This window comes from Shewanella sp. LZH-2, assembly GCF_016859145.1.
In the GTDB taxonomy this organism is placed as follows: domain Bacteria; phylum Pseudomonadota; class Gammaproteobacteria; order Enterobacterales; family Shewanellaceae; genus Shewanella; species Shewanella xiamenensis.
The window spans coordinates 1,857,292-1,881,865 of the sequence record NZ_CP069350.1; the positions used below are offsets into that span (position 1 = coordinate 1,857,292).

Consider the following 24,574-nt stretch of genomic DNA (forward strand, 5'->3'; position numbering starts at 1 on the left):
TTGTTTTATCCCCGCCTAATTCTGCAATAGTGCCATTCAATCGTCTCTGGAAGCTGTGTTGAATTTATCCATGAGATGCTCGCCGCAGATTGGCGAAGACATTTTAATGATAGAACCGCATTTGTCTGTCATAACTTAATCTATTTAGCATTCAAAAGGTGACTGCCGTGTCTAAACGTCGTGTAGTGGTAACCGGTTTAGGGTTAGTAACGCCCGTGGGCAATACTGTCGACACTACTTGGAAAGCCCTGCTTTCGGGTAAGAGTGGGATTGCGCCCATAACCAAATTTGATGCCAGCGAATTTACCACTCGTTTCAGTGGTTCTGTAAAAGATTTCGATGTTGAGCAGTACTTAACTAAAAAAGACGCCCGCAAAATGGACCTCTTTATTCAGTATGGTATGGCTGCGGGCATCCAAGCTATCCAAGACTCAGGTCTGGATATGACTAAAGAAAACCCTGGCCGTGTGGGTACCGCAATCGGTGCTGGCATGGGCGGTATGTGGTTGATTGAACAAAACCACAGTGCGCTATTAAGTGGTGGCCCTCGTAAAATTTCGCCTTTCTTCGTGCCTAGCACCATCATCAATATGATTGCTGGCCATTTATCGATTATGTACGGTATGACGGGCCCTAACTTTGCCGTCACTACCGCCTGTACTACTGGTGTGCACAATATCGGTTTTGCGGCGCGCACTATCGCCTATGGCGATGCTGACGTGATGGTTGCCGGTGGGGCGGAAGATGTCACTTGTCCACTCGGTGTTGGTGGTTTTGGTGCCGCCAAAGCGCTGTCAACCCGTAACGATGACCCAACGGCGGCCAGTCGCCCATGGGATAAAGACCGTGATGGTTTTGTCATCGGTGATGGTGCGGGTGTGATGGTGATGGAAGAATACGAGCACGCGAAGGCGCGCGGTGCGACCATTTATGGTGAACTCGTCGGCTTTGGTATGAGTGGTGATGCGTTCCATATGACATCGCCTCCAAGTGATGGAGCGGGCGCTGCGGCCGCTATGGTCAATGCAGTGAATGATGCTAAGCTGCCATTTGAAAAAATTGGTTATATCAATGCGCACGGCACTTCAACGCCTGCGGGTGATAAAGCGGAAGCGGCAGCGGTGAAATCTGTGTTTGGCGATCATGCCTACAACCTGCTTGTCAGCTCGACTAAGTCTATGACGGGTCACTTGCTGGGCGCTGCGGGTGCGGTTGAAGCGATTTTCACTCTGCTTGCGCTGCGCGACCAAGCCGTACCACCGACCATCAACCTCGATAATCCAGATGAAGGCTGTGATTTAGACTTCGTGGCGCACACTGCCCGTGATGTAAAGTTAGAGTATGCTCTGTGTAACTCCTTCGGATTTGGTGGCACTAACGGTTCATTGCTGTTTAAGAAAGTCTAAACAGCGGTTAGCTCGATAAAAAATGCGCCTACTGGCGCATTTTTTTATGCTCGAATTGTGCCTAATATCACTTTCTAACCTGCTGATATCCAAATAGTTAACCTTTGTTCATCAAGCTTGTTTAATGCCCTTTGCGGCCGATAATGACAGGCATATTCTATTTAAAAGGAAATCTGTCATGTTAAACCCTCTGGTGATCCCGCTTGTGCCTATCGTTGGTGCCGTAACCGCAAATTTGACCGAATTAATTCGTGGTGAATCCAAAGCTTGGCATCCTAATATGGATATCGGCATGAAGACCTTCACCTTTGCGATTGCGGCATATGTGTTGGTGTGGTTCGCCTTATTGGTGACCGCCATCAGTGTCGGTGGCAGTAACCATATGTCATCGGGATTTGAAGTGATTGGGCTGTTTTTGGCAGGGTTGGGTGTTTACACTTATGGCAAGGGCACTCGCTTTGTTAGCAGTCAATTACAGCTGTGGTTGTATCGCCTGGCGTTGCCGGGATTATTACTCTCCTGTGGGCTAATAAGTTACTTTGGCTAAATCGGTTCTCTTCACTGGGACAATCGTAATTATCTTTACGCTATTGAGCATTTCTATCGTAAACTCAACTTATTGCAAAATCATTGAGCCACAGAGGCTGAATAAGTTGAGGTTATATGGCTGGTATCGATAGACAAATTACCCTGAGATTTTTGTCAGAACCCGCAGATGTGAATTTTGGTGGTAAGGTTCACGGTGGCGCTGTGATGAAATGGATTGACCTTGCGGCTTATGCCTGTGCTGCGGGCTGGAGTGGTAAATATTGTATTACCGCCTATGCGGGTGGAATTCGATTTGTTCAGCCAATTCTCGTGGGAAATATCGTCGAAGTCAGCGCTAAGGTGATTTATACCGGCAAGACCTCTATGCATATCGGTATTGATGTGCGGGCAGGAGATCCTAAGGTCTCTGAGCGTCATCTCACCACTCACTGTATCGTCATCATGGTTGCCGTGGATGAAAATGGTCAACCTACACCCGTGCCTGAATGGGTGCCGCAGACTGAGTATGATATTCATCTGCGTGATTCCGCACTGCGCTTAATGGAAATGCGCAAGAAAATTGGCGCCGAAATGGAAGCACACGTACAAAAGTGATTTGGGTTAGTTATAAAAACAAAGGCGCCTCTGTGCGCCTTTGTTGTTTCTGTCGAACACTGCGTTTGTTACCAAGGGCATTTTTACTCTGACGCTCGCCTAATCGAGTGCTACACTGCCGCCACCGTTTTAGCTACAGATTGACCTTTTAAGTTGAAACACTTGCTCGCATTTTTTTAGTTTGGGTCGGGTCTTTCTCGGAGTAACATAAGCGCGCATCCTGTGTGTCGTTAATCTATTGTGTTAATTCAGTGAGGTTAAATGAACGCAGTGCAAATGTGTGGTGTAAAACGTTTCACCTTGTTTATCAATTAAAGGAGTTCCTCATGGCAAAAGTCGCATTTATTGGTTTAGGCGTAATGGGTTACCCCATGGCAAGACACTTACTCAACAAGGGCCATGAGGTTACTGTGTATAACCGCACTTTTGCCAAGGCACAAACCTGGGTCGAGAACTACGGTGGTCGCTGCTGCCCAACGCCTAAAGAGGCGGCAATCGGCCAAGATATTGTTTTTACCTGCGTAGGCAACGATAACGACTTGCGTGAAGTGGTATTAGGCAATGATGGCCTGCTCCATGGTATGGCTCAAGGCACTGTATTGGTGGACCATACGACGGCTTCAGCCGATGTGGCCCGTGAATTACATAAAGTGCTGGCCGAAAAAGGCGTCGATTTTCTCGATGCGCCTGTATCGGGTGGCCAAGCTGGTGCCGAAAATGGCGTACTGACTGTGATGGTCGGGGGCGATCAAGCCGCGTTCGAGCGTGTAAAGCCCGTTATCGAAGCGTTTGCGCGCTGCGCAGAGCGCTTAGGTGAGGTAGGTGCCGGCCAACTCACTAAGATGGTCAACCAAATTTGTATCGCAGGTGTGGTTCAAGGCCTTGCCGAAGCGCTGCAATTTGCTCGTAAGGCCGGTCTTGACGGTGAAAAAGTGGTGGAAGTGATCAGTAAAGGTGCGGCGCAAAGCTGGCAAATGGAAAATCGCTACAAGACCATGTGGGCACAAAACTATGATTTTGGTTTTGCCGTCGATTGGATGCGTAAGGATTTAGGCATTGCCCTAGAAGAAGCTCGCCGCAATGGCTCGCACTTACCCTTAACCGCGTTAGTGGATCAGTTTTATTCTGAAGTTCAAGCCATGGGCGGTAATCGCTGGGACACCTCAAGCTTGTTAGCGCGTTTTGAGAAAAACCCTAAGTAGGCGGTTATTGCCAAACAGCTGGCCATAGTGAATTTGATGGTATAAAAAAGCCCAGTCATGCACTGGGCTTTTCATTGATGAGGTGATAAAGACCGATTAGTCTGCCCAGCGAATATGGGTAACTAAACTGTGGCTTTCGCCGGGAGCCAGCGTTAACTTATCTTCAAGCACATTGGCAGCTTCGAGACACACCATGGTGAGATAGTCATCGTCATTAAAGCGGGCAAGACGGGTCGATTTTTCAATCCAAGGGTTCCACAACACGGCCGAGTGGCTATTTTCACGGCTCACTTCAATCACACCTTTGGGCGTATGTAAGTGTTGTTCTGGACCTAGGTTGGTGTAAACGCGGTCGGTTTCGCGGTCAAATAGCACGTCATCCGTCGTTTGTGGGTAAGGCCCTTCGGAAAACTCAATATATTGAGCACCGCTAAAACCAGTGGCTTTAAGCTGGTGAATATCTTCAACCGGAAAATAGCTGTGTAGCGCTTGGGTGAGTGTAACCGGGACATCGCCAAGGTTAGTGTTAACTAAGCTGATACTTAAGGTTTCACCTAAGGTAAAGAGTACGTTGACTTGGGTATGGTGCGGCCAAAAGACCTTATCTTCTTCGCTGATAGTTAAGCTAAAACGTAAATCCACCAGTTGATTACGCATCTCAACCGACTCGAGTGTCCAAATTCGGGTGCGGGCAAAACCATGTTGCGGAAAATTAGCTTGATTGCTCATACCAAACCAAGGCCAGCAGACGGGCACTCCGCCACGGATCCCATTACCGGGTTGATAGTCATCCGCTGAAGACACCCATAACAAGGGGGGCTTACCTACGGGTTGAAAATGATCGATTTGCGCGCCCTGTAAAAAAATCCTTGCTTGGCATAACGCAGTGTTCACTTCGACATAATCGAGCCCGTTTGCGTGTTTTTTGGTGGTAACAGAACCCATAGTAACAATATCCTCAACCTGATGACGTATCAGCAATACAGACACTTAGCTTACAAACTTTTGCACTTGAGCATAAGCCTTTGTTGCGATCAATTTACGGTTTTGCTGTTCGATTGTGCAAACAAAAGTCACTGCACAGAGGCTCAGATGCTTCCTTTTTCAACAGATTTAGCTAAAGTGGTCAGAGCACTTAGTCCATTGCCATAAAACAAGAAAGGGAAGCGATTATGCCAGTCTATCAAGCACCACTTCGTGACTATCAATTTATCCTCGATGAAATGTTGCATGTTTATCAGCAAGATGCCCTAAAAGGCTTCGATGAAATCGACCCCGATTTGGTCGATGCCATCCTACAGGGGATGGCGGATTTCAGTACTGAGGTGATGTTGCCGTTAAATAGCGTGGGGGATGTGCAGGGCTGCAAACTCGTGGATGGCAAAGTGGTTACCCCCGAAGGTTTTGCCGACGCTTATCAGCAGTTTGTCGACAATGGTTGGCCGACACTGACCTGCGATCCTGCCTTTGGTGGTCAAGGGCTACCCGAAGTGGTTGGGATTTTCGTCACCGAAATGCAAACCTCGACCAACATGGCCTTTGCCATGTATCCCGGACTTACCCATGGTGCTTACTCAGCCATTCATGCCCACGGTAGTGAGGCATTAAAACAAAAGTATTTACCTAAATTGGTGAGTGGTGAATGGACTGGCACCATGAATCTAACTGAATCCCATGCCGGAACCGACTTAGCACTATTGCGTACTAAGGCCGTACCTGCGGCGGACGGCTACTTTGCGATAACAGGTGAGAAGATTTTTATCTCCTCGGGCGACCATCAATTTACCGATAACATAGTGCACTTAGTGTTAGCACGCTTGCCCGATGCGCCCGAAGGGGTTAAGGGCATTTCGCTGTTTGCCGTGCCCAAAGTGTTAGTGAACAGTGATGGCAGTTTAGGTGAGGCGAACAGCCTCTATGCCAGTGGGCTTGAGCACAAAATGGGCATCCACGGTAACTCAACCTGTGTGATGGTATTTGAGGGGGCACTCGGTGAGTTAGTGGGAGAACCCCACCAAGGGCTGCGCGCCATGTTTACCATGATGAACCAAGCGCGTTTGGGGGTTGGAATGCAGGGATTAGGCGTCTCCGAAATCGCCTATCAAAATGCCTTAGCCTACGCAAAGGACAGATTGCAGAGCCGCGCCATTAGTGGCGCTAAAGCGCCTGAAAAAGCTGCCGACCCGATTTTGGTACACGGTGATGTGCGCCGGATGTTGTTATCGCAAAAAGCCTTTAATGAAGGTGCTCGGGCTCTGGTTGGCCAACAGGCGTTGTGGCTCGATGAGGCAGAGCGCCATAGCGATCCTGCAAAAGCCAAAGCGGCCTCGCAATTAGCGGCCTTGTTTACGCCTGTGGTGAAAGGCTTTATCACTAATCGAGGCTTTAATGCCTGCGTGGATGCGCAGCAAGTGTTTGGTGGCCATGGTTATATTCACGAGTGGGGGATGGAGCAATTTGTGCGTGATAGCCGTATTGCACTGATTTATGAAGGTACAAACGGTATTCAGGCGCTCGATTTAGTTGGCCGTAAACTGCTGAGTGACCGTGGTGCGGCTATGCAGCAATGGTCTGTGCTTGTTACCGAATTTATTCAATCGCAGAGCAAAGATGCGCAAATGCAGCCCTATGTGAGTGGACTAATGGATTGCGCCACCGATTTACAAAAGGCGAGTGGTTATTTAGCGAGCCATGCAGCCAGCAATCCCGACATTATCGGCGCGGCATCGATGGCGTATCTGGAGTTATTTGGCATTACGGCTCTGGCATGGATGTGGGCGCGTATGGCCAAGATTGCGCTAACTGCGCTCGCAAATGGCACGCAAGAGGCGCAGTTTTACCAGGCTAAACTGAAAACGGCGGACTTTTATATGGCGTATTGGGCCGTGCAGAGCCGCAGCCTGCGTAAACAGTTGGAGCAGGCGAGTGAGATGCTAACCACGCTTGATGAAGCTATTTTTTAAGTTTTTATATTCAAAGCGTTATAGCCACTAAAAACAGTAAAAAGCCAGCAGAGTGATGCTGGCTTTTTTATTGGAGATGGCTTTCGTTAAACGCCATTCAGTAAGTGCGATGCACTAAGAGTCATGCCGCTATATCCACACATAACGAGTAGACTCTCTTTACAATTGTTACAAATCCTGACCGATGTAAATTTAAATGAGAATTATTGTCATCTAATAATCAAACTTTATAATGACGGCACATTTTAGATGACATGGGTAAACCATAGGTTTGCTCAAGGTTGGGGGACTTTGTGAAATCACGTTTTGCCTATTCAATACTAACGCTTGCCCTGATGCCGCATTTGGTCTTTGCGGTTGCGCCTAACGCTCAAGAGAGTAAACCTGAGCAAGAAAGTACTTCAACGGTACAAGCTGCTATGCAAACCAACACTCAGGTCGAAGCACAAGCCGAGACTAAAGCGCCCGAGCGGATTGTGGTACGTGGTCGCGCTATGCAAATGTACGTCGATAAAGAGACTGAAATCGGCACTAAAACGGCAATCAATGTGATGGAATTGCCGCAGTCTGTACAAGTGCTGACCGAGCAACTGATTGACGATCAAGCCGCTCGTAACATCACTGACTTATACCGCTCCATTGCCGGTGTGAGTGAATTTAGCTATTCCGGCGTGACCTTTCGTGGCTTTCGCGATGATGCAAACGTGTTTTACGATGGTGTACGTGGCGACCCGTATTCGGGATTTTCGGTGCCACAACTGTTCAACGTACAGCGGGTTGAAGTATTAAAAGGCCCTGCATCGGCACTCTATGGCGGCGGTGAACCCGGCGGAATGATTAACTATGTGACGAAGAAACCGACCTTTGTCGAGCGTAAAGAGCTCACCTTAAGCACGGGTAGCTACGATATGATGGGCGGCTCGCTGGATTTCACTGGCGGTTTAACTGAGGATTTAGCCTATCGATTGGGGGGCTACTATCAGCAGGAAGATAGCTTTCGTAACAATGCCGATAGCTTAAATGCCGAAGTGGCAGGTGGTTTGCTCTATGAAATCAGTGAAGATACCAAGCTCACCACCACCTTCGATCTGATAAGGCAGGATTTGGGTGGCAATCGACTCCGTGGTGTACCCGTGGATGATGCGGGTAATTTCCTTGTCGATCCTTCCTACAATGCCAACGAGAAGAGCGATTTCCAGAAAATGGATGCCTTGGTGCTGCAAGCGATTCTCGATCATCAATTTAGTGATGATTTTTCGGTAAAAACTCAAATTCGTTACCTGAATAATGAATCCGATCAGCAATATCACGAATCCCGTGGTTGGGTCGATGTGAATGGTGATGGCAAGGCAAACAGTGCCGATGGCACCATCAAACGTGAATATCGTGTCCAATCCCGTGCCAATGACGAAATCAGTTTAACCAATGATTTTGTCTATCGTTTTAATGCCTTAGGTTTTGAGCATGAGTTCCTGTTTGGTGGTGATTATCACTACGTCGAAACCGAATACCATTACAAGTTGGCGACCAGTAAGGAAGGCGTGGGTAATCTGAATATCTTTGAGCTGAATTACGGTGAAACAAACCCAAGTGCTTATCAGTTAAAAGACATGGATACCGACGGTACCCGTGCCAACCGTTTTGGCCTCTATTTGCAAGAGCATCTGCATTTCAACGAGCAGTGGTCTTTAATTGCGGGTCTACGCTTTAGCCAGTTTGATGATTACGATAAAAAGACCGGATTCTCCTTTAGCGATAATGCCATTACCCCAAGGGCTGGATTGAATTATCGTCCAATCGATGCGATGTCTTTCTACTTGAACTACTCAGAGAGTTTCAATCCGGCAGCATTGTCTGATCAAGAGAGCATCAAAAGTGACGGCGCACTCGATCCCGAAACTGGTAATCAAATAGAACTTGGGATGAAAAACGAGTGGCTCGATGGCCAGTTTATGACCACGCTTGCACTCTATCGCATTGAAAAACAAAATGTGGCCCAGGCTAACCCTTTAGATACTGGGGATGACGATGGTATTCCGAATTTAGTTAATTTTGGCGAAGTACGTAGCCAAGGGGTGGAATGGACGCTGGTGGGGGATCTTACGGAGAACCTTACCGTAACGGCCAACTATGCCTATAACGATACCGAAGTGATTAAAGGCGTGATCAACGATAGCCTGACCAACACCTTTGGTGACGGCAAACACTTTGCCAATGCGCCGCGACATCAAGCTGGGTTATGGACACGCTATGATATTCAAGCGATTGATTCCGCCATTGCTTTTGGGATGGACTATGTAGGCGAGCAATTTAGTCTCAATGGTCAAACGGTAAAACCCCATACGGTGTTTGACATGAGCTGGACGACTCAGTGGGACCAAACCCAAGTGCGTGTAAATCTGAAGAATATCTTCGATAAGGAATATGCTGTTAGCGGGTTTAGTGAACGCAATGGCCATTTCCCTGGCGAGCCGCGCAATGTCACGCTTGAACTGAGCCATAAGTTCTAACGTTAAGAAACCAAGTGCAATCTAAGCCAGCGTGACGATTCGCGGGCTTAGATTGCATATGCAACGCATTGTATCTACAAGCAACGTTACCTATAGCTTTTAACTATGTATGCGAGTATTGCATCGTTGCTAAAGTGCTTTAATTCACGCAAAACGCTTCTTATATTTATCGATTACAACAATAGATTCTATCCGTTTTTTACTATGGCTTTCTTTGTTTAGACTGGGCTTATCTATTCTCCATTGCGATAAGGTCAGTTATGCCGCCGATTAACCATTTATCCTCAGCTTCTCAATCTGTTACCGCGCCTAAAGTGGCGTTAATTGCAGAGGGTGGTGGTCAGCGCGGTATTTTTACCGCAGGCGTACTCGATGCTTGGCTTGATGCGGAGTTCGACCCTTTCGATTTATTGATTGGTACCTCCGCTGGCTCGCAAAACTTGACGAGTTTCTTAGCTAGGCAAAAGGGATACGCTAAAAAACTTATCCGTGGCTTAACGCGTCATAAACGCTTCTATCAATTAGGACGAGGTCTGATTGGCGCCAATGTGATCGATCTCGACTGGTATTTTGACCAGATTCAACGTGGAAGCTTTAAGCTAGATTTAGCCGCGGCGAGTCAATCCCTCCGTGGGCGAGAACTTCTTATCGCCACCACGCGAGTCAGCGATCGCCAAGGGTATTTTTTGAGCCCAACCAACCACGATCACTGGCGTGAACTACTTAAAGCCTCTAGCGCATTGCCTTTTTTATATAAACAAGGGGTGAAGTTAACACCTTGGTTAGCGATTGAATCTGCTAATCATGCCGAAGTTATGGCTGAGCCAGAGCAGGATTTTTATCTCGATGGCGGTTTAGCTGCGCCGCTACCTGTGCGTGAAGCGTATCGACGCGGCGCCCGTAAAATTGTGGTGGTCAGAACGGTGAATGAGGATTTTCAAGCCCAATCCGCTTGGGTACATAAACTCAAGTCGTGGATCTGCGTCTCAGGTTTTTGTCCTAAGACCATTGATTACTTAGTGCAGCATGAAGAGGCCTATCAGGCCGAGCTAGACTTTATTGCAAATCCTCCCGATGATGTTGAAATTGTGCAGATTTTTGCGAAGTCACCATTACAGAGTAAGCTGTTAGGTAGCACAGATGCGGATTTACGGATTGATTACCAGCAAGGGATAAAGGCGGGGGAGGCGTTTCTTGCTAAGTCTTCTGGGCAAATTGCCAAGGTTAAAGATGTGACGCCAGTTTTACCATTGGCAATATCGGCCTAGGTCATTGGTTCGCTTCTTCTTGAATCACTCAAGGTATTATTGCTCGGCCGTATTTTAGCTTGCTTGGCAAAGCTAAATGAATGGGGCAAAGCGTTAAAGGTAATAAAGCCACCCGAGGGTGGCTTTATTATTAGGATGGAATATCAGTGGTTAATAACTGGCGGCATGCACTGAGCGCACGGCGCGGCCTGATGGGTCGATAATACCCCGTAAACTTTCATCCCATGCCAGCGCTTCTGGGGTAGAGCAGGCGACCGACTTACCACCAGGAACCGTTTCGGCAGCACTTGGCAGTGGATAATGCTCTTCAAAGAAACAGCGATAGAAGTAAGCCTCTTTGGTTTCTGGCGTGTTATACGGGAAGCGGAACTTCGCGTTGGCTAGTTGCAAATCGTCGACCTGTTCTGCGGCATGGGCCTTCAAACCATCAATCCAAGAGTAGCCTACGCCATCGCTGAATTGCTCCTTTTGACGCCAGGCGACTTCTTTAGGTAATTTATGCTCAAAGGCTTGGCGCAGAATGTGTTTCTCAATCCGGCCATCCTTAGACATTTTTGCTTCAGGGTTGATACGCATCGCCACATCCATAAATTCCTTATCGAGGAAAGGCACACGGGCTTCCAATCCCCACGCCGCCATGGCTTTGTTGGCGCGTAGACAATCGAATAGATGCAGTTTATCCAGTTTACGCACGAGTTCCTCATGGAAGGCCTGCGCGTTTGGCGCCTTATGGAAGTATAAGTAACCGCCAAAGAGTTCGTCGGCACCTTCACCCGATAACACCATTTTGATCCCCATCGCCTTGATTTTACGCGCCATCAGATACATGGGTGTGGCAGCACGAATGGTGGTGACATCATAGGTTTCTAAGTGGTAGATGACTTCTTTAATCGCATCTAGCCCTTCTTGGAAGGTAAAGTTGATCTCATGGTGAATCGTTCCAATGGCATCAGCAACCTTTTTGGCCGCGATTAAATCCGGAGCGCCTTTTAAACCGACAGCAAAGGAGTGTAGCTGTGGCCACCAAGCGTTTGTTTCACCGTCATCTTCGATACGGCGTTTGGCAAATGTCTGGGTGATAGCCGAGATTACCGATGAGTCTAAACCGCCGGAGAGTAATACTCCGTAAGGTACATCCGACATCAATTGACGTTTTACCGCGGCTTCTAGAGCTTCACGCAATTCTTCTTGGCTGGCGCCGTTATCTTTAACTGCATCATACTGTTGCCAATCGCGGGTGTAGTATTTCACTGCCGCAGCATCGCTTGAGTATAAGTATTGGCCCGGCTGGAATTCTTCCACCGTTTTACACACTGGCATCAGTGCTTTCATTTCGGAGGCGACATAGAAGTTACCTGCCGCATCTCGACCCGTGTAGAGCGGAATGATACCCATATGATCGCGGCCAATTAGGTAGGCGTCTTTGGCTTTGTCGTAGAGTACGAAGGCGAAAATACCGTTTAATTTATCAAGAAATTCAGTGCCATATTCCTGATACAACGCCAGAATGACTTCGCAATCCGAGTTGGTTTGATAGCTATATTTATCGCCGAGTTGGGCTTTGAGTTCTTTGTGGTTATAGATTTCACCGTTGACCGCGAGGATAAGGCTGCCATCTTCGGTTAGCAGTGGTTGCGCGCCATGTTCAATATCGACAATGGCCAAGCGTTCGTGGGCCAAAATCGCTTTATCGCTGGCGTAAATGCCTGACCAATCGGGGCCGCGATGGCGCATCAGTTTGGACATTTCCAGTGCAACTTGGCGTAGCTCTTTCGCATCGGATTGAATATCTAAAATTGAAAAAATCGAACACATAATGCAACTCCTAAACCGCTGTATTTCATTTGAGGATGTCTCAATTGAGTATCAATGTGCCAGCGATTCGGGATTTTGCCAAATATTATTTTTGATGATTTATTCGTTTTTAGGTGTTTTGGATGAGTTTGATCTATCTTTAAAATGATTTTAATTGAAGTTTATTTAATTAATTTCGCTTTTTTATGAATAAAGTGTTTTTGCTTGTTGATTGCAAAGCGGGATATTGGCAAATACGTAATGTTCACTCAAGAAAATCCGTTTTTGAGAAAATCATGATAAATGTGAGCAAGATAGTGATCTAAGTGTAAATGTTGCTGGTTTTATGAACGGCTTATCGGCAGTCATTGCCCGTGTTGCTACAGTCAAGGTCAACAGTGAGCGTAAAGTGGGGCGGCTCATAAAATACTCATAACATAATAAGGCACCCTTCAAGGTGCCTTATTAGATTTTTTAGCGATTAATCCCTTTGCTCAAGCCGCTTACTTTGCGGTCGTGGCAAGTTCTGTTTTGGCAGGACGCAGGCTGTTAAACTCAGTGCCTTGATAATAGCCTGGCCAATCTTGGCTGTTGCCTAAGCTGCGAGTCACTTGATAGTAAATTTCCAGATCTTGAATCGCACCACTCAAATCCCAGTCATCACGGTATTCATCGCAAACATTGTGATAGCAGCCTTTCATGGTCGCCTGCATTTGAGTCTTATAGTCCGCAGTTGCCACATCGATTGGCTCACTACCGCCACCGGCAAAAACCGCAGGAACGCCAAGTTTGGCGAAGCTGAAGTGGTCAGAGCGGAAGAAACCGCCCGATGCAGGATTCTTTTCACCCAAAGCAATGCGGTTTTGCTGTTTGGCGGCATCGATTAAGTAGTTTTCAAGCTCGGACTTGCCTTTACCGACGATAGTGAAATCCTTGGTTTTTCCATAGATATTGGTGCTATCTAGGTTTAGCACTGCCACGGTTTTATCAATGGGGTAGATAGGATTAGCGGCATAATAACGTGAGCCAAGCAACCCTTGCTCTTCGCCCGTGGTGGCGATAAAGGTCACCGAGCGAGCTAAGCCGTGGCCCTGTTTAGCGTTATCGGCCAGTAGTCTGGCGATTTCTAAAATGCCCGCAATGCCCGATGCGTTGTCCATGGCACCGTTGTAAATTTTATCGCCTTCTTTACTGTCATCTTTGCCAATATGGTCCCAGTGGCCAGTAAACAGGATTTGCTCATCTACTTGCTTGGTGCCAGGAAGGGTGGCGACGACGTTATAGCTATTGGCGTATTCCGCTTTGTTTTTAAAGGCGATGCTGGCCGTTTGCTCTAGGGATAAGCTAATTGGGCTATCGGCAGCGCGAGCCATGAGAGTAGGAAGTGATAGGCCAGCCTTTTCAAACAGTTTTGTGGCGGTATCTAAGGTTAACCAACCTTCAACTTGGACGCGGCTATCCTGCTCAGCTTTGCTGTGCACTAAATCCTGTTGTGGCCCCGTCCAACTGTTTTCGACGACAGACCAAGGATAAGATGCAGGCTCAGTATCGTGGATCAGCAGCGCGCCGAGTGCGCCTTGGCGGCTAGCTTCTTCAAATTTATAACTCCAGCGGCCGTAGTAGGTCATCGCTTTGCCATTAAATTTGCCTGAGTCTGGGCGGGCAAAACCGGGATCGTTCACTAAGATGACTGCGATTTTACCTTTCATATCCACATCTTGGTAATCGTTCCAGCCATATTCAGGTGCATTAACACCGTAGCCAACAAATACCAATGGCGCGTTTTCAATGTTAATACCACCGTTATCATGGCGACTACTGAGCACCAGATCTTGACGGTATTTAAAGGGTAATCCTGCTAGCGTGACTTGCTGTGCTTCATCTGCGGTATAGCTCACCATAGGCACAGGTTGTAAAAAGCTACCTTGGTAAGCACCTTTAAGTCCCATCTCTGCAAAGGCCTTGGATAAATAATCCAAGGTGAGTTTTTCACCCTGAGTGGTTGGGGCGCGGCCTTCAAACTCATCGGAAGACAGGTTTTTAATATCGTCTCTAAAACGTGCTTCATTCATTTGCACGGGTTTCAGTGCGGCACTGCTGTTGGCATCGGGCTGGGCCGAGTTGGGGCTACAGGCACTGAGCAAGGCTAGTGCGCAAAACGGATACAAACGTCGCATAGGTTGATCCTACTGTTATTTTTAGGGCGTGTTTAACGCGAATATCAAAGGGGGATGTCGTGCCTTATCATGAATCAAGCGACAATGGGGTACAAGGGAAGTCCAACGGCAAATATGTTACTTAATGTTAAGGTCAGTGGTGTTTCTCAGCACGCTAAGGTGCTGAGAAGCTGGCAGTTTGATGCTTAAACGACATCGATATCGCCCGCGCAGGCGAAAACATGATTTGGGCGGAAAGGTTCTTTATCGATATCTTCAAGCTTACTTACGCCGCTGGTAACCAGAATGGTCTCAAGTCCGGCTTGGAAGCCCGCCAAGATATCGGTGCGCATATTGTCGCCGATGATCACGGTATTTTCGGAGTGACCGTCAATATGATTGAGCGCCGAGCGGATAATCCATGAACTCGGTTTACCGACGTAGAAAGGCTTTTTGCCGGTAATACGCTCAATCGGTGAACACAGGGCGCCGCAGGCTGGACTGTAAGCGGGGCCGTGAGTGTCGGGGTTGGTGGCGATAAAACGGGCGCCACGGGCGACAAATCCGGCGGCCTTATGGATCATATCCCAGTTATAGGAGCGGGTTTCACCGACAATCACGAAGTCGGGGTTAATGTCGGTAATGGTAAAACCAGCCTTGTAGAGCTCATGGGTGAGGGCGCCTTCACCGATAACAAAGGCTTTACTGCCCTCTTGGTGCTTTAAAAAGTCAGCGGTAGCCATAGCAGAGGTGTAAAAACATTCTTCGGGAATATCCATTCCAGCGGCGCTGAGGCGATTTTGTAGATCTTTGCCCGTTTGTACCGGATAGTTTGTGAGGATGACGAGGGGGTTGCCTTGCTCGAGAATGCGCTGGATAAATTTATCGCTGCCGGGGATCAGCTTATTGTCGTGCAGGAGTACACCATCGATATCGCAGATAATATTTTTCATCTAATAATCTCTTTTATGCCGAACAAAATCACTTTTCGTTAGCTTATCTAATGCCACATTAGTCCATAAAACAATGGTTTTGTATGTCATAGCCCAAAAAAAAGAGACCTTTAAGGTCTCTTCTTCAAATATTCAGAGATTAATCGGGTGCGTAACCATTAGGTCCGATGAGCGTGCCATCAAGATAGGCTTGGCCGTCTTGCATTTTTAGGCGTTGATGGCTAAACCATTTCACCACTAGGGGGTAAATAGCATGCTCTTGCTCGTGGACACGCGCAGCGAGCATCTCTGCGGTATCGTCTTCATAAACTGGGACTTTCGCCTGTAAAATCACCGGACCAGCATCTAGCGCTGGGGTAACAAAATGCACACTTGCGCCATGTTCTGTTTCTTTGGCATCAATGGCACGTTGGTGGGTGTGTAATCCGGTAAATTTGGGCAGCAATGAAGGGTGGATATTGATCATGCGACCTAAATAATGATTCACGAATTCATCGGTTAGAATGCGCATAAATCCAGCCAACACGATTAAATCCGGTTGGTATTGTTCAATTGCAGCCATTAACCGTGCATCGTAATCAGAGCGAGATTCACCTGTGCGAGCAATCACGCAGCTGGTATCAATTTCACTATGATGGGCACGAACTAGGCCGTAGGCATCGGGTTTATTACTGATCACTCCGACAACTTCGGCTTGCAAATTATCGTCACAACCGTCGATAACGGCTTGCAGATTACTGCCATTTCCGGAAATTAATACAACTACACGACAGCTTTGGGGCATTACAGGATCTCCACTTGCTCTTCATTACCTTCGCGAGCAGCGATAGCACCGATAAGCCATGCTTGTTCGCTTTCCGCTGCAAGCAGCGCAAGTGCGGCATCCACTTTATCGGCTGGCAGCGCAACGATCATGCCTACACCACAGTTAAAGGTGCGGTACATTTCATATTCTGCAATGTTACCGTTTTCCATTAACCAATTGAAAACAGCTGGCCATTGCCATGAATCACCTTGGATAACGGCTTTGCAGTTTTCAGGCAGTACGCGAGGAATGTTCTCCCAGAAACCGCCGCCAGTGATGTGTGCCATTGCGTGCACGTCTGATGCTTCAATCAGCTTGAGCAATGATTTAACGTAAATTTTGGTTGGTTCTAACAGATGTTGGATCAATGGCTTGCCATTGAGATCCTGTTGAGGGTCCGCTTGGCTGACTTCTAATACTTTACGAATTAATGAATAGCCATTTGAATGAGGACCACTTGAAGCTAAGGCGATCAGTGCATCACCCGCGGCCACTTTACTCCCGTCAATGATGTCGGCCTTTTCAACCACGCCCACACAGAAACCTGCGAGGTCGTAATCTTCACCTTCATACATGCCTGGCATTTCAGCGGTTTCGCCGCCGATTAACGCACAACCAGATTGGAAACAACCTTCACCGATGCCGTTAACAACAGAAGTTGCTGTTTCAACATCGAGCTTGCCTGTTGCGTAGTAATCGAGGAAAAACAATGGCTCAGCGCCTTGAACGATCAAATCGTTCACACACATGGCCACTAAGTCGATACCGACTGTGTCGTGTTTTTTGTAATCGATAGCTAAACGCAATTTAGTACCAACACCATCGGTGCCTGACACTAAAACAGGTTGCTTGTATTTAGTGGGTAATTCACACAATGCGCCAAAACCACCTAAGTTGCCCATTACCTCTGGACGACGGGTACGTTTAACAGCCGCTTTAATGTTATTTACCAGTGCATTACCAGCATCAATATCAACGCCAGCGTCTTTATAGCTCAGTGGGGTAGGAGTGCTCACGGAGGATCCTCTCGGGTACATCGTTATTGGATTTTTATGCGGCGGTATTCTATCAGCTTGTGCTAGGGGTCGAAAGTCATGATTTGGATTTATCAGTATCTCTGAAGTTTTTTTAGCTTCACAGGGGGATATTTCACATTTTCAATCTAGTGATTGGTCATAAAATAGTGTGTTAGTGGGCGTATCTTAAGCGATAAGTAATAATTCTTGCGATATTGCTCACGATTAGTCCGAATGGAAAAACTTTATGTTTTACCCAATAAACAAATCATCTAAAATCTGAAAAATTTGCCTAAGATAATTCGCGAACAATAGTAGGAGAGAAAAATGAAAGTTGTCGAGGTTAAACACCCGTTAGTGCGTCACAAAATCGGCTTAATGCGTGAAGGTGACATTAGCACTAAACGTTTCCGTGAGCTAGCCGCTGAAGTCGGCAGCTTGTTAACCTATGAAGCTACCGCAGATTTCGAAACCGAAACTGTTACGATTGAAGGCTGGAATGGTCCGGTAGATGTGGATCAGATCAAAGGCAAGAAAGTGACTGTTGTGCCTATCTTGCGTGCGGGTTTAGGCATGATGGACGGTGTACTTGAGCATATTCCAAGTGCGCGTATTTCGGTTGTGGGTATCTACCGCGACGAAGAAACCCTAGAACCTGTGCCATATTTTGAAAAGCTGGCCAGCGACATGAACGAGCGTATTGCGCTGATCGTTGACCCTATGCTGGCAACTGGTGGCTCGATGATTGCGACTATCGACCTGTTGAAAAAACGCGGTTGCACGTCAATTAAAGCCTTAGTGTTAGTTGCCGCGCCCGAAGGGCTCAAAGCCCTTGAAGCGGCTCACCCGGATGTTGAGCTGTATACTGCCGCCATCGACAGATGCTTAAACGAGAAGGGCTATATCCTGCCTGGTTTAGGTGATGCGGGCGATAAGATTTTTGGGACTAAATAATGTTCTGATGGCTTAAATGCTATCTCGATTTGACAAGGGGGCTTAGGCTCCCTTTTTGTTTTTTATGATTCCATTTTTGCCGACTCGTTCTACAGTTAACGATAAGATTAATTTTTGACAGAATGCGTTTTGCGCGGCGCAGTAGGTTTGCAATAAATCGATTTAACTCAGGTCATCATCGGGGATTATGATGGTTTCAAAACTAAGTTGGTCACTTGTTCGCCAATCTTGTTCATTGGCTACCTTGATATTTGTTGTGTTACTGCTGGTCCTTTTACCCCTGCGAATAGAGAAAGAACACAGGGCATTTGTCAAATTTGTACGGGCGAAACACGTGGTGCCAAGTTATTTAGAGTTGCTTGGTAAGAGCTTATCTTTACACGATATTATTGATTTTGATAGTGCGCTACTGACACCATTTAAGCTTGATTCCTCCCGCTTATTATTGCCTTCAGGCGGAGCCTTATCACCAGAAGAAGAGCTGATCCTGCGCTATTTTGACTATTTATATTCAAATAATAAGAATCCTGTCAGAAGTGCGTTTATATATATCGGTCTATACAAAAGTAATGCGCTATATTTTGCCTCCACGATTCCTGATGAGGTGAAAAGTCGCTTAATACACGAAAATTCTTTCACCAATGAGTTTTGCCAACGGCTGCATTATTGTAGTAAGGATGCCTCTGCGGACTCCTTAGTTGATGATATTGTGCTGTCCGTTCCTTATCGTGATGAAGTAACGGGAAACATTATTCTTTCTATGGCGGCGCCCATTTCATCCTCACATGCGCCTGAGCATCTTTGGGGGGATGTGATTGCTGATACATCATTTATGGCAACGGATTTTATGCAAAGAAAAGTGTTTGAAACTCAGAACTCGGCTTATGGCACTGAGATTGTCATTAGCGGAGATAGTTTTTGGACACGGATCACGCCCAACTTTCTGTTTTATGCTATGAGTAATCACTTAGATAATCAGAGTGTTTTAACGTACAAAATCAGTACTTTAAGGTTTTTTATGCAATATCTGCCTCTTTGGTTATTGCTGTCGGGCTTAACAATTATTTTCCAACTTAAATTTATGCGTCTCAAGCAGTTACGTACTGAGCGTCAGCAATTTTCTGAAGCTATGCTGTTGGATCCATTTACGAAGACCTACAATAAAAAAATCTATGAAACACTTATTTTTAAGGCTGCAACTGCGTCTCAATATGCTGTGATTTGTATTGATGGCGATAAAATAAAAACGATTAACGACACCCATGGGCATCAATTAGGTGATTTGGCAATAATGCAAATTGTCGAAGCGATGCGAGCCGTTTTTCGAGAAAACGACATTATTATCCGCACTGGTGGTGATGAGTTTGTAGTGATTTTAGCCAACTGTCCTATTGATAAAGCACAACAACTTGCGGATAGACTTAAAGATAACATTCGGCAGCGACATTTTTTAAATATGCTAACTGTTTCTTGCGGTGTTGCAGATTCAATGGATTGTCCATCCTTTGAGGCGGTATTTCTGGCGGCAGATAAGGCGTTATACGCGGATAAGACACAAAAAAGATCCGATGATGAAAATGATGTTTTGCGGTAACGTTCTAATACTCAATGCTTAAATCCCTATCATAAAAAAAGCGTGGCATTACCACGCTTTTGCTTATGTCTATATGTCTTTCCTACGCTTAGAGCACCATGGCGGCAATCCAGCCAAATACTAACAGTGGAATATTGTAGTGAATAAAGGTGGGGATCACGCTGTCGCGGATATGGTCGTGCTGACCATCGGCATTTAAACCCGATGTGGGACCCAATGTCGAGTCCGATGCTGGCGAGCCTGCATCGCCCAACGCAGCAGCAGTCCCGACTAACGCGATAGTTGCAGGTACTGAAAAGCCAAAACTTAGCGCCAAGGGCACATAAATGGTCGCAATAATCGGGATGGTCGAGAAGGATGAGCCAATACCCATAGTAATTAATAGTCCAACGACTAACATCAAAAAGGCGGCGAGGGCTTTATTGTCGCCAATCAGACTACTCAATGATGAAACCAGGGTGCCAACTTCACCAGTTTCTTTCACTACTGCGGCAAAACCTGCGGCGGAGATCATGATAAAACCGATATTGGCCATCATGCGCACGCCCTGAGTAAAGATATCTTGATCAGCAACGTGTTTTAGTGCGCCAGAGAAACTAAAGATCATAAAGCCGACTAAAGCGCCGAAGATCATCGAATCAGTTTCAAGCTGTACAAATAAAGTTGCAAGAATTGCTACCGCTGCGATAGCGATATTGCGCTTATTGAGCGTCTCTTCGGGCTCGGCACTGAGCACTTTAGTTTCATCGTATACCCTTGGCTTGCGATAGCTAACAAATACGGCGATCAATAAACCGACCACCATGCCTGCTGCGGGGATCAACATGGCAGGGGGGATTTGGTCACGCACAGCGACTAAGCCGTTGCTGGTGAGGTTTGACAGCAAAATATCATTTAAGAAAATACCGCCAAAGCCCACGGGTAAAATCATATAGGTAGTGACAAGGCCAAAGGTCAGCACGCAGGCGACCAAACGGCGGTCGATATGCAGCTTGGTCATCACATGCAGCAGTGGTGGCACGAGTATCGGAATAAAGGCGATATGGATCGGCAGGATATTTTGCGAGGCCATCGACATCACGAGCAGGGATAACAGCAGTAACCAGCGCACCCAATTAGTGTTGGTCGGATTAGGTTCTTGGCCGAGGCTTTTAATGATCGAGTTGGAGATCAGCGTCGTCAAGCCTGAATGGGATAATGCTACGGCAAATGCACCCAATAAGGCATAACTCAGGGCGATTTGTGCGCCGCCACCTAATCCTGTATTGAAGGCATCAATCGTTTGATGCAGATCCATTCCCCCGACTAAACCAGCAACGAGGGCGCTGATGGTGAGCGCTACCACTACATTCACCCTCGCCAAACTAAGGGCTAACATTAAACACACAGCAATGACGACTGCATTCATAGACAAATTCTTAATTCTGTAAACCAAAAGGGTTATTTTCGACTGCGAAGGCCGTGTCTGTCCAGTTTACCGAGCCTTAATCTGAAAAATATCTGAAAATGTGAATCGAGAGGGCTTTTAGTGTTAGATGAATGTGGGCTAAAGCGCTTATCAATGGCACAGATTGCTCTATCCTTAAGCAGTAACGTCAAAATGCCCTTGAAAAATGTGATATTGGTCTTAAATAGGTTGTAAGGCAAAACGCACGACTTATAATGCCTAAAGATTTGATTGGTAAGCGCTCTCAAATACACTCGCACAAATGTGCAAGCGTGTTTAAGGGATGTTTTACTTTTATAGTTAGTTCAACTCATAGATGGAGATATAAAATGAGCGTATTAGTAGGCCGTCCGGCTCCTGATTTTACTGCAGCAGCTGTATTAGGTTCTGGCGAAATCGTAGATAGCTTTAACTTAACTGCAGCCATCAAAGGCAAGCCTGCAGTGGTATTTTTCTATCCACTTGACTTCACTTTCGTTTGTCCATCAGAGTTGATCGCTTTTGATCACCGCATGGAAGAGTTCACTAAGCGTGGTGTTGAAGTGATCGGTGTGTCTATCGATTCTCAATTCACTCACAATGCATGGCGCAACACCCCAGTAGAAAAAGGTGGTATTGGCCAAGTGAAATACACTTTAGTTGCTGACGTTAAACACGACATCTGTAAAGCATATGATGTTGAGCACCCAGAAGCTGGCGTGGCTTTCCGTGGTTCATTCCTGATCGACAAAGAAGGTATGGTACGTCACCAAGTGGTTAACGATCTGCCATTAGGCCGTAACGTTGACGAAATGCTGCGTATGATCGACGCACTGCAATTCCACGAAGAGCACGGTGATGTTTGCCCAGCAGGTTGGGAAAAAGGCGACAAAGGTATGAACGCAAGCACTGAAGGTGTTGCGGCTTACTTAGCTGAAAACGCAAGCTCTCTGTAATTTACAAACCTTTAGTTAGGTAAAAAGAAAGCTGCCAAATGGCAGCTTTCTTGTTTTAGGCAATTGTTGGTAAAGCTATGCTTCGCTATCCGAATCATCAGGTTCGTTGGTGGCTAAGAGTGGCCAGCCACCTAAAGATTTCCAGCGGTTGACGATATAACAAAAGAGTTCAGCAGTGCGCTCGGTATCGTAGAGTGCTGAATGGGCTTCTTTATTGTCAAAAGGGATGCCTGCCATAATACAGGCTTTTGCTAATACCGTATGGCCAATCGCTAATCCTGCCAACGTCGCGGTATCAAAAGTGGCAAACGGATGGAATGGAGAGCGTTTTAAGTCACAACGTTCAATAGCCTTACTCACAAAGCCATGATCAAAGGCTGCATTGTGCGCCACAATAATACTACGGTGACAATCAGATGCCTTTTGGGCTTTTTTAACGGCTTTAAATATCTCTAAAAAGGCTTCTTTTTCGCTGACCGCACCGCGTAATGGATTGGTGGGATCGATACCATTAAAAGCCAGCGCCTCGGGTTCTAAATTTGCACCCTCAAAGGGCTCAATGTTGAAATGCAGGGTTTTATCAATCCCGAGCACGCCTTCATCATCCATTTTCAGTAGCGTGACGGCTATTTCCAGCAACGCATCGGTTTGAGAGTTGAAGCCCGCGGTTTCGACATCTATCACTACCGGAAAGTAGCCACGAAATCGGTGTTTCAATTTGTTTGCGTCGCAAATATCGCTCATTAAAGTACCCAAGAAAAATCACAGGGCGCTATTATGCTTAATGAACTAGGATGTGTCATGTTTGATTGCTGGTTTTATGAGCTAAAGGAACTAAAAAGTTTGCCGATAAAACCTCGTAACCGAATAAACACGAGTAAGGGCTATGTGGCGAAAACTGATATTAGTATCAATTTTATGCGTTCCAGCAACTGCAATGGCAGAGTTGCGCCACTATGTGGCCTCTTTGGGTGAATCCCAATGGCGAGTCAGTCAAAACAGTCCGATCGTGTGCCGTCTTGAGCATGATATTCCTTCCTACGGTAAAGCGATTTTTACCAGTGAAGCGGGTAAGCAATTAAATCTCAATTTCACTTTGGATATGTGGGTAAAACCTGATCAAGTGACCCAAGCCAAGTTGATGAGCCGAGCTCCCAAATGGCGACCAGGTGTGGTGTCAAAAGAAATCACTTCGTTACGTTACCAAAAGTATTTTAATGGTGAAGTGCCTAAACGCGCCGCGTGGTCCATGTTAAACGAGCTAAGCCGTGGTATGGAGCCGACATTTTACTATGCCGATTGGTATGATGAGTCCAATAAAATTGCTGTAGGGCTGTCGGCAGCGAATTTTGGCCGAAAATATGCTGAGTTTAAGGCGTGTTTATCGCACCTATTGCCTTATAGCTTTGAAGATATTGCTTTTACCGTGCTTAATTATGATGAAGGAGGAACGGATTTAACTCGCTTCTCACAGCAACAGCTTACGCGAATACAGGAATATTTGTCATACGATCCAGATGTAGAATTAGTATTAGTCGATGCTTATACCGATAGTTATGGTGGTCGTTCAGTGAATCAGAAAGTCTCGGACAAACGTGCTGAATCGGTAAAAGATTTCTTTGTCTCAAGCGGTATACCGCAAGATCGAATTGTGACTGTGGGTCACGGCGAGCGGCGTCACGTGGCTTCAAATGACGATATTGAGGAAAGGGCGCTAAACCGCCGAGTTGTGATCCGAATTAGTAAGCCCCTCTAAATCAAAGCTTAACCTAACAATGCCAAGTCTACTGACTTGGCATTGTTGTTTATTGACGCTGTTTGTATTCGCGTCAAAATACTATGGCAGTCTGTTGATTCGGATAGTGACACGCAAATAAGCGCCATTTATTGAGAGGCTCCAGTGGTTTTTATGTAACAAAAAATACTGAACGCCGATAAGTGTCGCTTGATGTTTGATTCTGGGTAAAAAAAAGCCCGCTTAATCTAAGCGGGCCGCAAAATAATGCATTTGCAATCAACAAATTGAAGGAAGGAAGTCAAGCATAAGAACCAGGGATGAACTGAAGTACTTAAAAGACATCAGTTTAAAAGTTCTTTGTTTTCAATATCCGCTAGCGGATATCTCCTGAAAACAAGCACATTTTAGTGTGTTGTTATTTGGCTAGCAAACGAGAAAAATTGCCTCGATACATTAGCAAAACTAATGATTGATTAAGTGATCTGCCTCACTTAAGTCACTATTTAGCATGATTAATAACTTGTCAGTCATAATTACTGCATAAAAATACACTTCAATAAGCTCATCATTGCTACCAGTTTGTTAAATCTTTCTTCTTCGCTAGAAAACCTCATCTTTTGCTACAGCATTGCCATGAAAAATTTTGCTTGTATAGTACTTGCTGCAAAAGAGCGTTAAGCCGGACATCAC

The 24,574-nt window shown here is 46.3% G+C and carries 19 protein-coding genes; 11 read left to right on the plus strand and 8 right to left on the minus strand.

Annotated features, from left to right (window positions below; all coding sequences use genetic code 11):
• The first annotated feature begins 167 nt into the window (after positions 1-167).
• The 4 genes from fabF to JM642_RS08350 all read left to right on the plus strand — a co-directional run bounded on the left by fabF (position 168) and on the right by JM642_RS08350 (position 3,751).
• Positions 168-1,406: a beta-ketoacyl-ACP synthase II gene (gene fabF / locus JM642_RS08335; RefSeq protein WP_037419711.1), complete on the plus strand. Its 1,239-nt coding sequence runs from the start codon at positions 168-170 to the stop codon at positions 1,404-1,406.
• Between the two features lie 178 nt (positions 1,407-1,584).
• The gene (locus tag JM642_RS08340) at positions 1,585-1,953 is read left to right on the plus strand and encodes a hypothetical protein (protein ID WP_037419714.1); all 369 of its coding nucleotides are present in this window, start codon (positions 1,585-1,587) and stop codon (positions 1,951-1,953) included.
• Between the two features lie 116 nt (positions 1,954-2,069).
• A complete protein-coding gene (locus JM642_RS08345) occupies positions 2,070-2,549 on the plus strand; it encodes an acyl-CoA thioesterase (RefSeq protein ID WP_037419717.1) in 480 nt (159 codons plus the stop codon).
• A gap of 326 nt (positions 2,550-2,875) precedes the next feature.
• A complete protein-coding gene (locus tag JM642_RS08350) occupies positions 2,876-3,751 on the plus strand; it encodes an NAD(P)-dependent oxidoreductase (RefSeq protein WP_037419720.1) in 876 nt (291 codons plus the stop codon).
• A 96-nt stretch (positions 3,752-3,847) separates the two neighbouring features.
• On the opposite strand, the gene JM642_RS08355 is transcribed toward JM642_RS08350, so the two are convergent.
• The gene (locus JM642_RS08355; protein ID WP_037419727.1) at positions 3,848-4,696 is read right to left on the minus strand and encodes a D-hexose-6-phosphate mutarotase; all 849 of its coding nucleotides are present in this window, start codon (positions 4,694-4,696) and stop codon (positions 3,848-3,850) included.
• A gap of 227 nt (positions 4,697-4,923) precedes the next feature.
• On the opposite strand from JM642_RS08355, the gene JM642_RS08360 reads away from it, so the two are divergent.
• The 3 genes from JM642_RS08360 to JM642_RS08370 all read left to right on the plus strand — a co-directional run bounded on the left by JM642_RS08360 (position 4,924) and on the right by JM642_RS08370 (position 10,492).
• Positions 4,924-6,714 (plus strand): acyl-CoA dehydrogenase C-terminal domain-containing protein, encoded by a 1,791-nt coding sequence (locus tag JM642_RS08360; RefSeq protein WP_037419728.1) that lies wholly within the window; start codon positions 4,924-4,926, stop codon positions 6,712-6,714.
• A 293-nt stretch (positions 6,715-7,007) separates the two neighbouring features.
• Positions 7,008-9,224, plus strand: coding sequence for a TonB-dependent siderophore receptor (locus JM642_RS08365; protein ID WP_203433429.1), 2,217 nt, complete (start codon positions 7,008-7,010; stop codon positions 9,222-9,224).
• 260 nt (positions 9,225-9,484) lie between these two features.
• Positions 9,485-10,492: a patatin family protein gene (locus JM642_RS08370; RefSeq protein ID WP_203433431.1), complete on the plus strand. Its 1,008-nt coding sequence runs from the start codon at positions 9,485-9,487 to the stop codon at positions 10,490-10,492.
• Positions 10,493-10,642: 150 nt separating this feature from the next.
• Here the strand turns inward: JM642_RS08370 and asnB are convergent, their stop codons facing one another.
• The 5 genes from asnB to purM form a co-directional block, all read right to left on the minus strand.
• On the minus strand, positions 10,643-12,307 hold the full coding sequence (gene asnB / locus JM642_RS08375) for an asparagine synthase B (protein ID WP_144345681.1): 1,665 nt from the start codon (positions 12,305-12,307) through the stop codon (positions 10,643-10,645).
• Between the two features lie 482 nt (positions 12,308-12,789).
• The gene (locus tag JM642_RS08380) at positions 12,790-14,463 is read right to left on the minus strand and encodes a M28 family metallopeptidase (protein ID WP_203433433.1); all 1,674 of its coding nucleotides are present in this window, start codon (positions 14,461-14,463) and stop codon (positions 12,790-12,792) included.
• A 185-nt stretch (positions 14,464-14,648) separates the two neighbouring features.
• Positions 14,649-15,395: an HAD-IIA family hydrolase gene (locus JM642_RS08385; protein ID WP_099458270.1), complete on the minus strand. Its 747-nt coding sequence runs from the start codon at positions 15,393-15,395 to the stop codon at positions 14,649-14,651.
• Positions 15,396-15,534: 139 nt separating this feature from the next.
• Positions 15,535-16,179: a phosphoribosylglycinamide formyltransferase gene (gene purN / locus JM642_RS08390; RefSeq protein ID WP_037427506.1), complete on the minus strand. Its 645-nt coding sequence runs from the start codon at positions 16,177-16,179 to the stop codon at positions 15,535-15,537.
• Complete coding sequence (gene purM, locus JM642_RS08395) at positions 16,179-17,216, minus strand: phosphoribosylformylglycinamidine cyclo-ligase (RefSeq protein ID WP_172588461.1); 1,038 nt, start codon at positions 17,214-17,216, stop codon at positions 16,179-16,181. The genes purN and purM overlap by 1 nt, the downstream gene beginning before the upstream one ends.
• A 327-nt stretch (positions 17,217-17,543) precedes the next feature.
• Between purM and upp the strand changes: the two genes are divergently transcribed.
• Positions 17,544-18,170 carry a uracil phosphoribosyltransferase gene (upp, locus tag JM642_RS08400; protein WP_023267861.1) on the plus strand — a complete coding sequence of 209 codons (627 nt, stop codon included), beginning with the start codon at positions 17,544-17,546 and terminating at the stop codon, positions 18,168-18,170.
• A gap of 187 nt (positions 18,171-18,357) precedes the next feature.
• Positions 18,358-19,764: a GGDEF domain-containing protein gene (locus JM642_RS08405; protein WP_203433435.1), complete on the plus strand. Its 1,407-nt coding sequence runs from the start codon at positions 18,358-18,360 to the stop codon at positions 19,762-19,764.
• An 88-nt stretch (positions 19,765-19,852) separates the two neighbouring features.
• On the opposite strand, the gene JM642_RS08410 is transcribed toward JM642_RS08405, so the two are convergent.
• The gene (locus tag JM642_RS08410) at positions 19,853-21,172 is read right to left on the minus strand and encodes a Na+/H+ antiporter family protein (protein WP_037419402.1); all 1,320 of its coding nucleotides are present in this window, start codon (positions 21,170-21,172) and stop codon (positions 19,853-19,855) included.
• A gap of 368 nt (positions 21,173-21,540) precedes the next feature.
• Between JM642_RS08410 and JM642_RS08415 the strand changes: the two genes are divergently transcribed.
• Positions 21,541-22,146 carry a peroxiredoxin C gene (locus tag JM642_RS08415; RefSeq protein WP_011623136.1) on the plus strand — a complete coding sequence of 202 codons (606 nt, stop codon included), beginning with the start codon at positions 21,541-21,543 and terminating at the stop codon, positions 22,144-22,146.
• 75 nt (positions 22,147-22,221) lie between these two features.
• Here the strand turns inward: JM642_RS08415 and rnt are convergent, their stop codons facing one another.
• Positions 22,222-22,890, minus strand: coding sequence for a ribonuclease T (rnt, locus tag JM642_RS08420; RefSeq protein WP_069455157.1), 669 nt, complete (start codon positions 22,888-22,890; stop codon positions 22,222-22,224).
• 142 nt (positions 22,891-23,032) lie between these two features.
• Here rnt and motY point away from each other — a divergent pair, with 142 nt between their 5' ends.
• On the plus strand, positions 23,033-23,902 hold the full coding sequence (gene motY / locus JM642_RS08425; protein ID WP_037419408.1) for a flagellar protein MotY: 870 nt from the start codon (positions 23,033-23,035) through the stop codon (positions 23,900-23,902).
• The last annotated feature ends 672 nt before the right edge of the window (positions 23,903-24,574 follow it).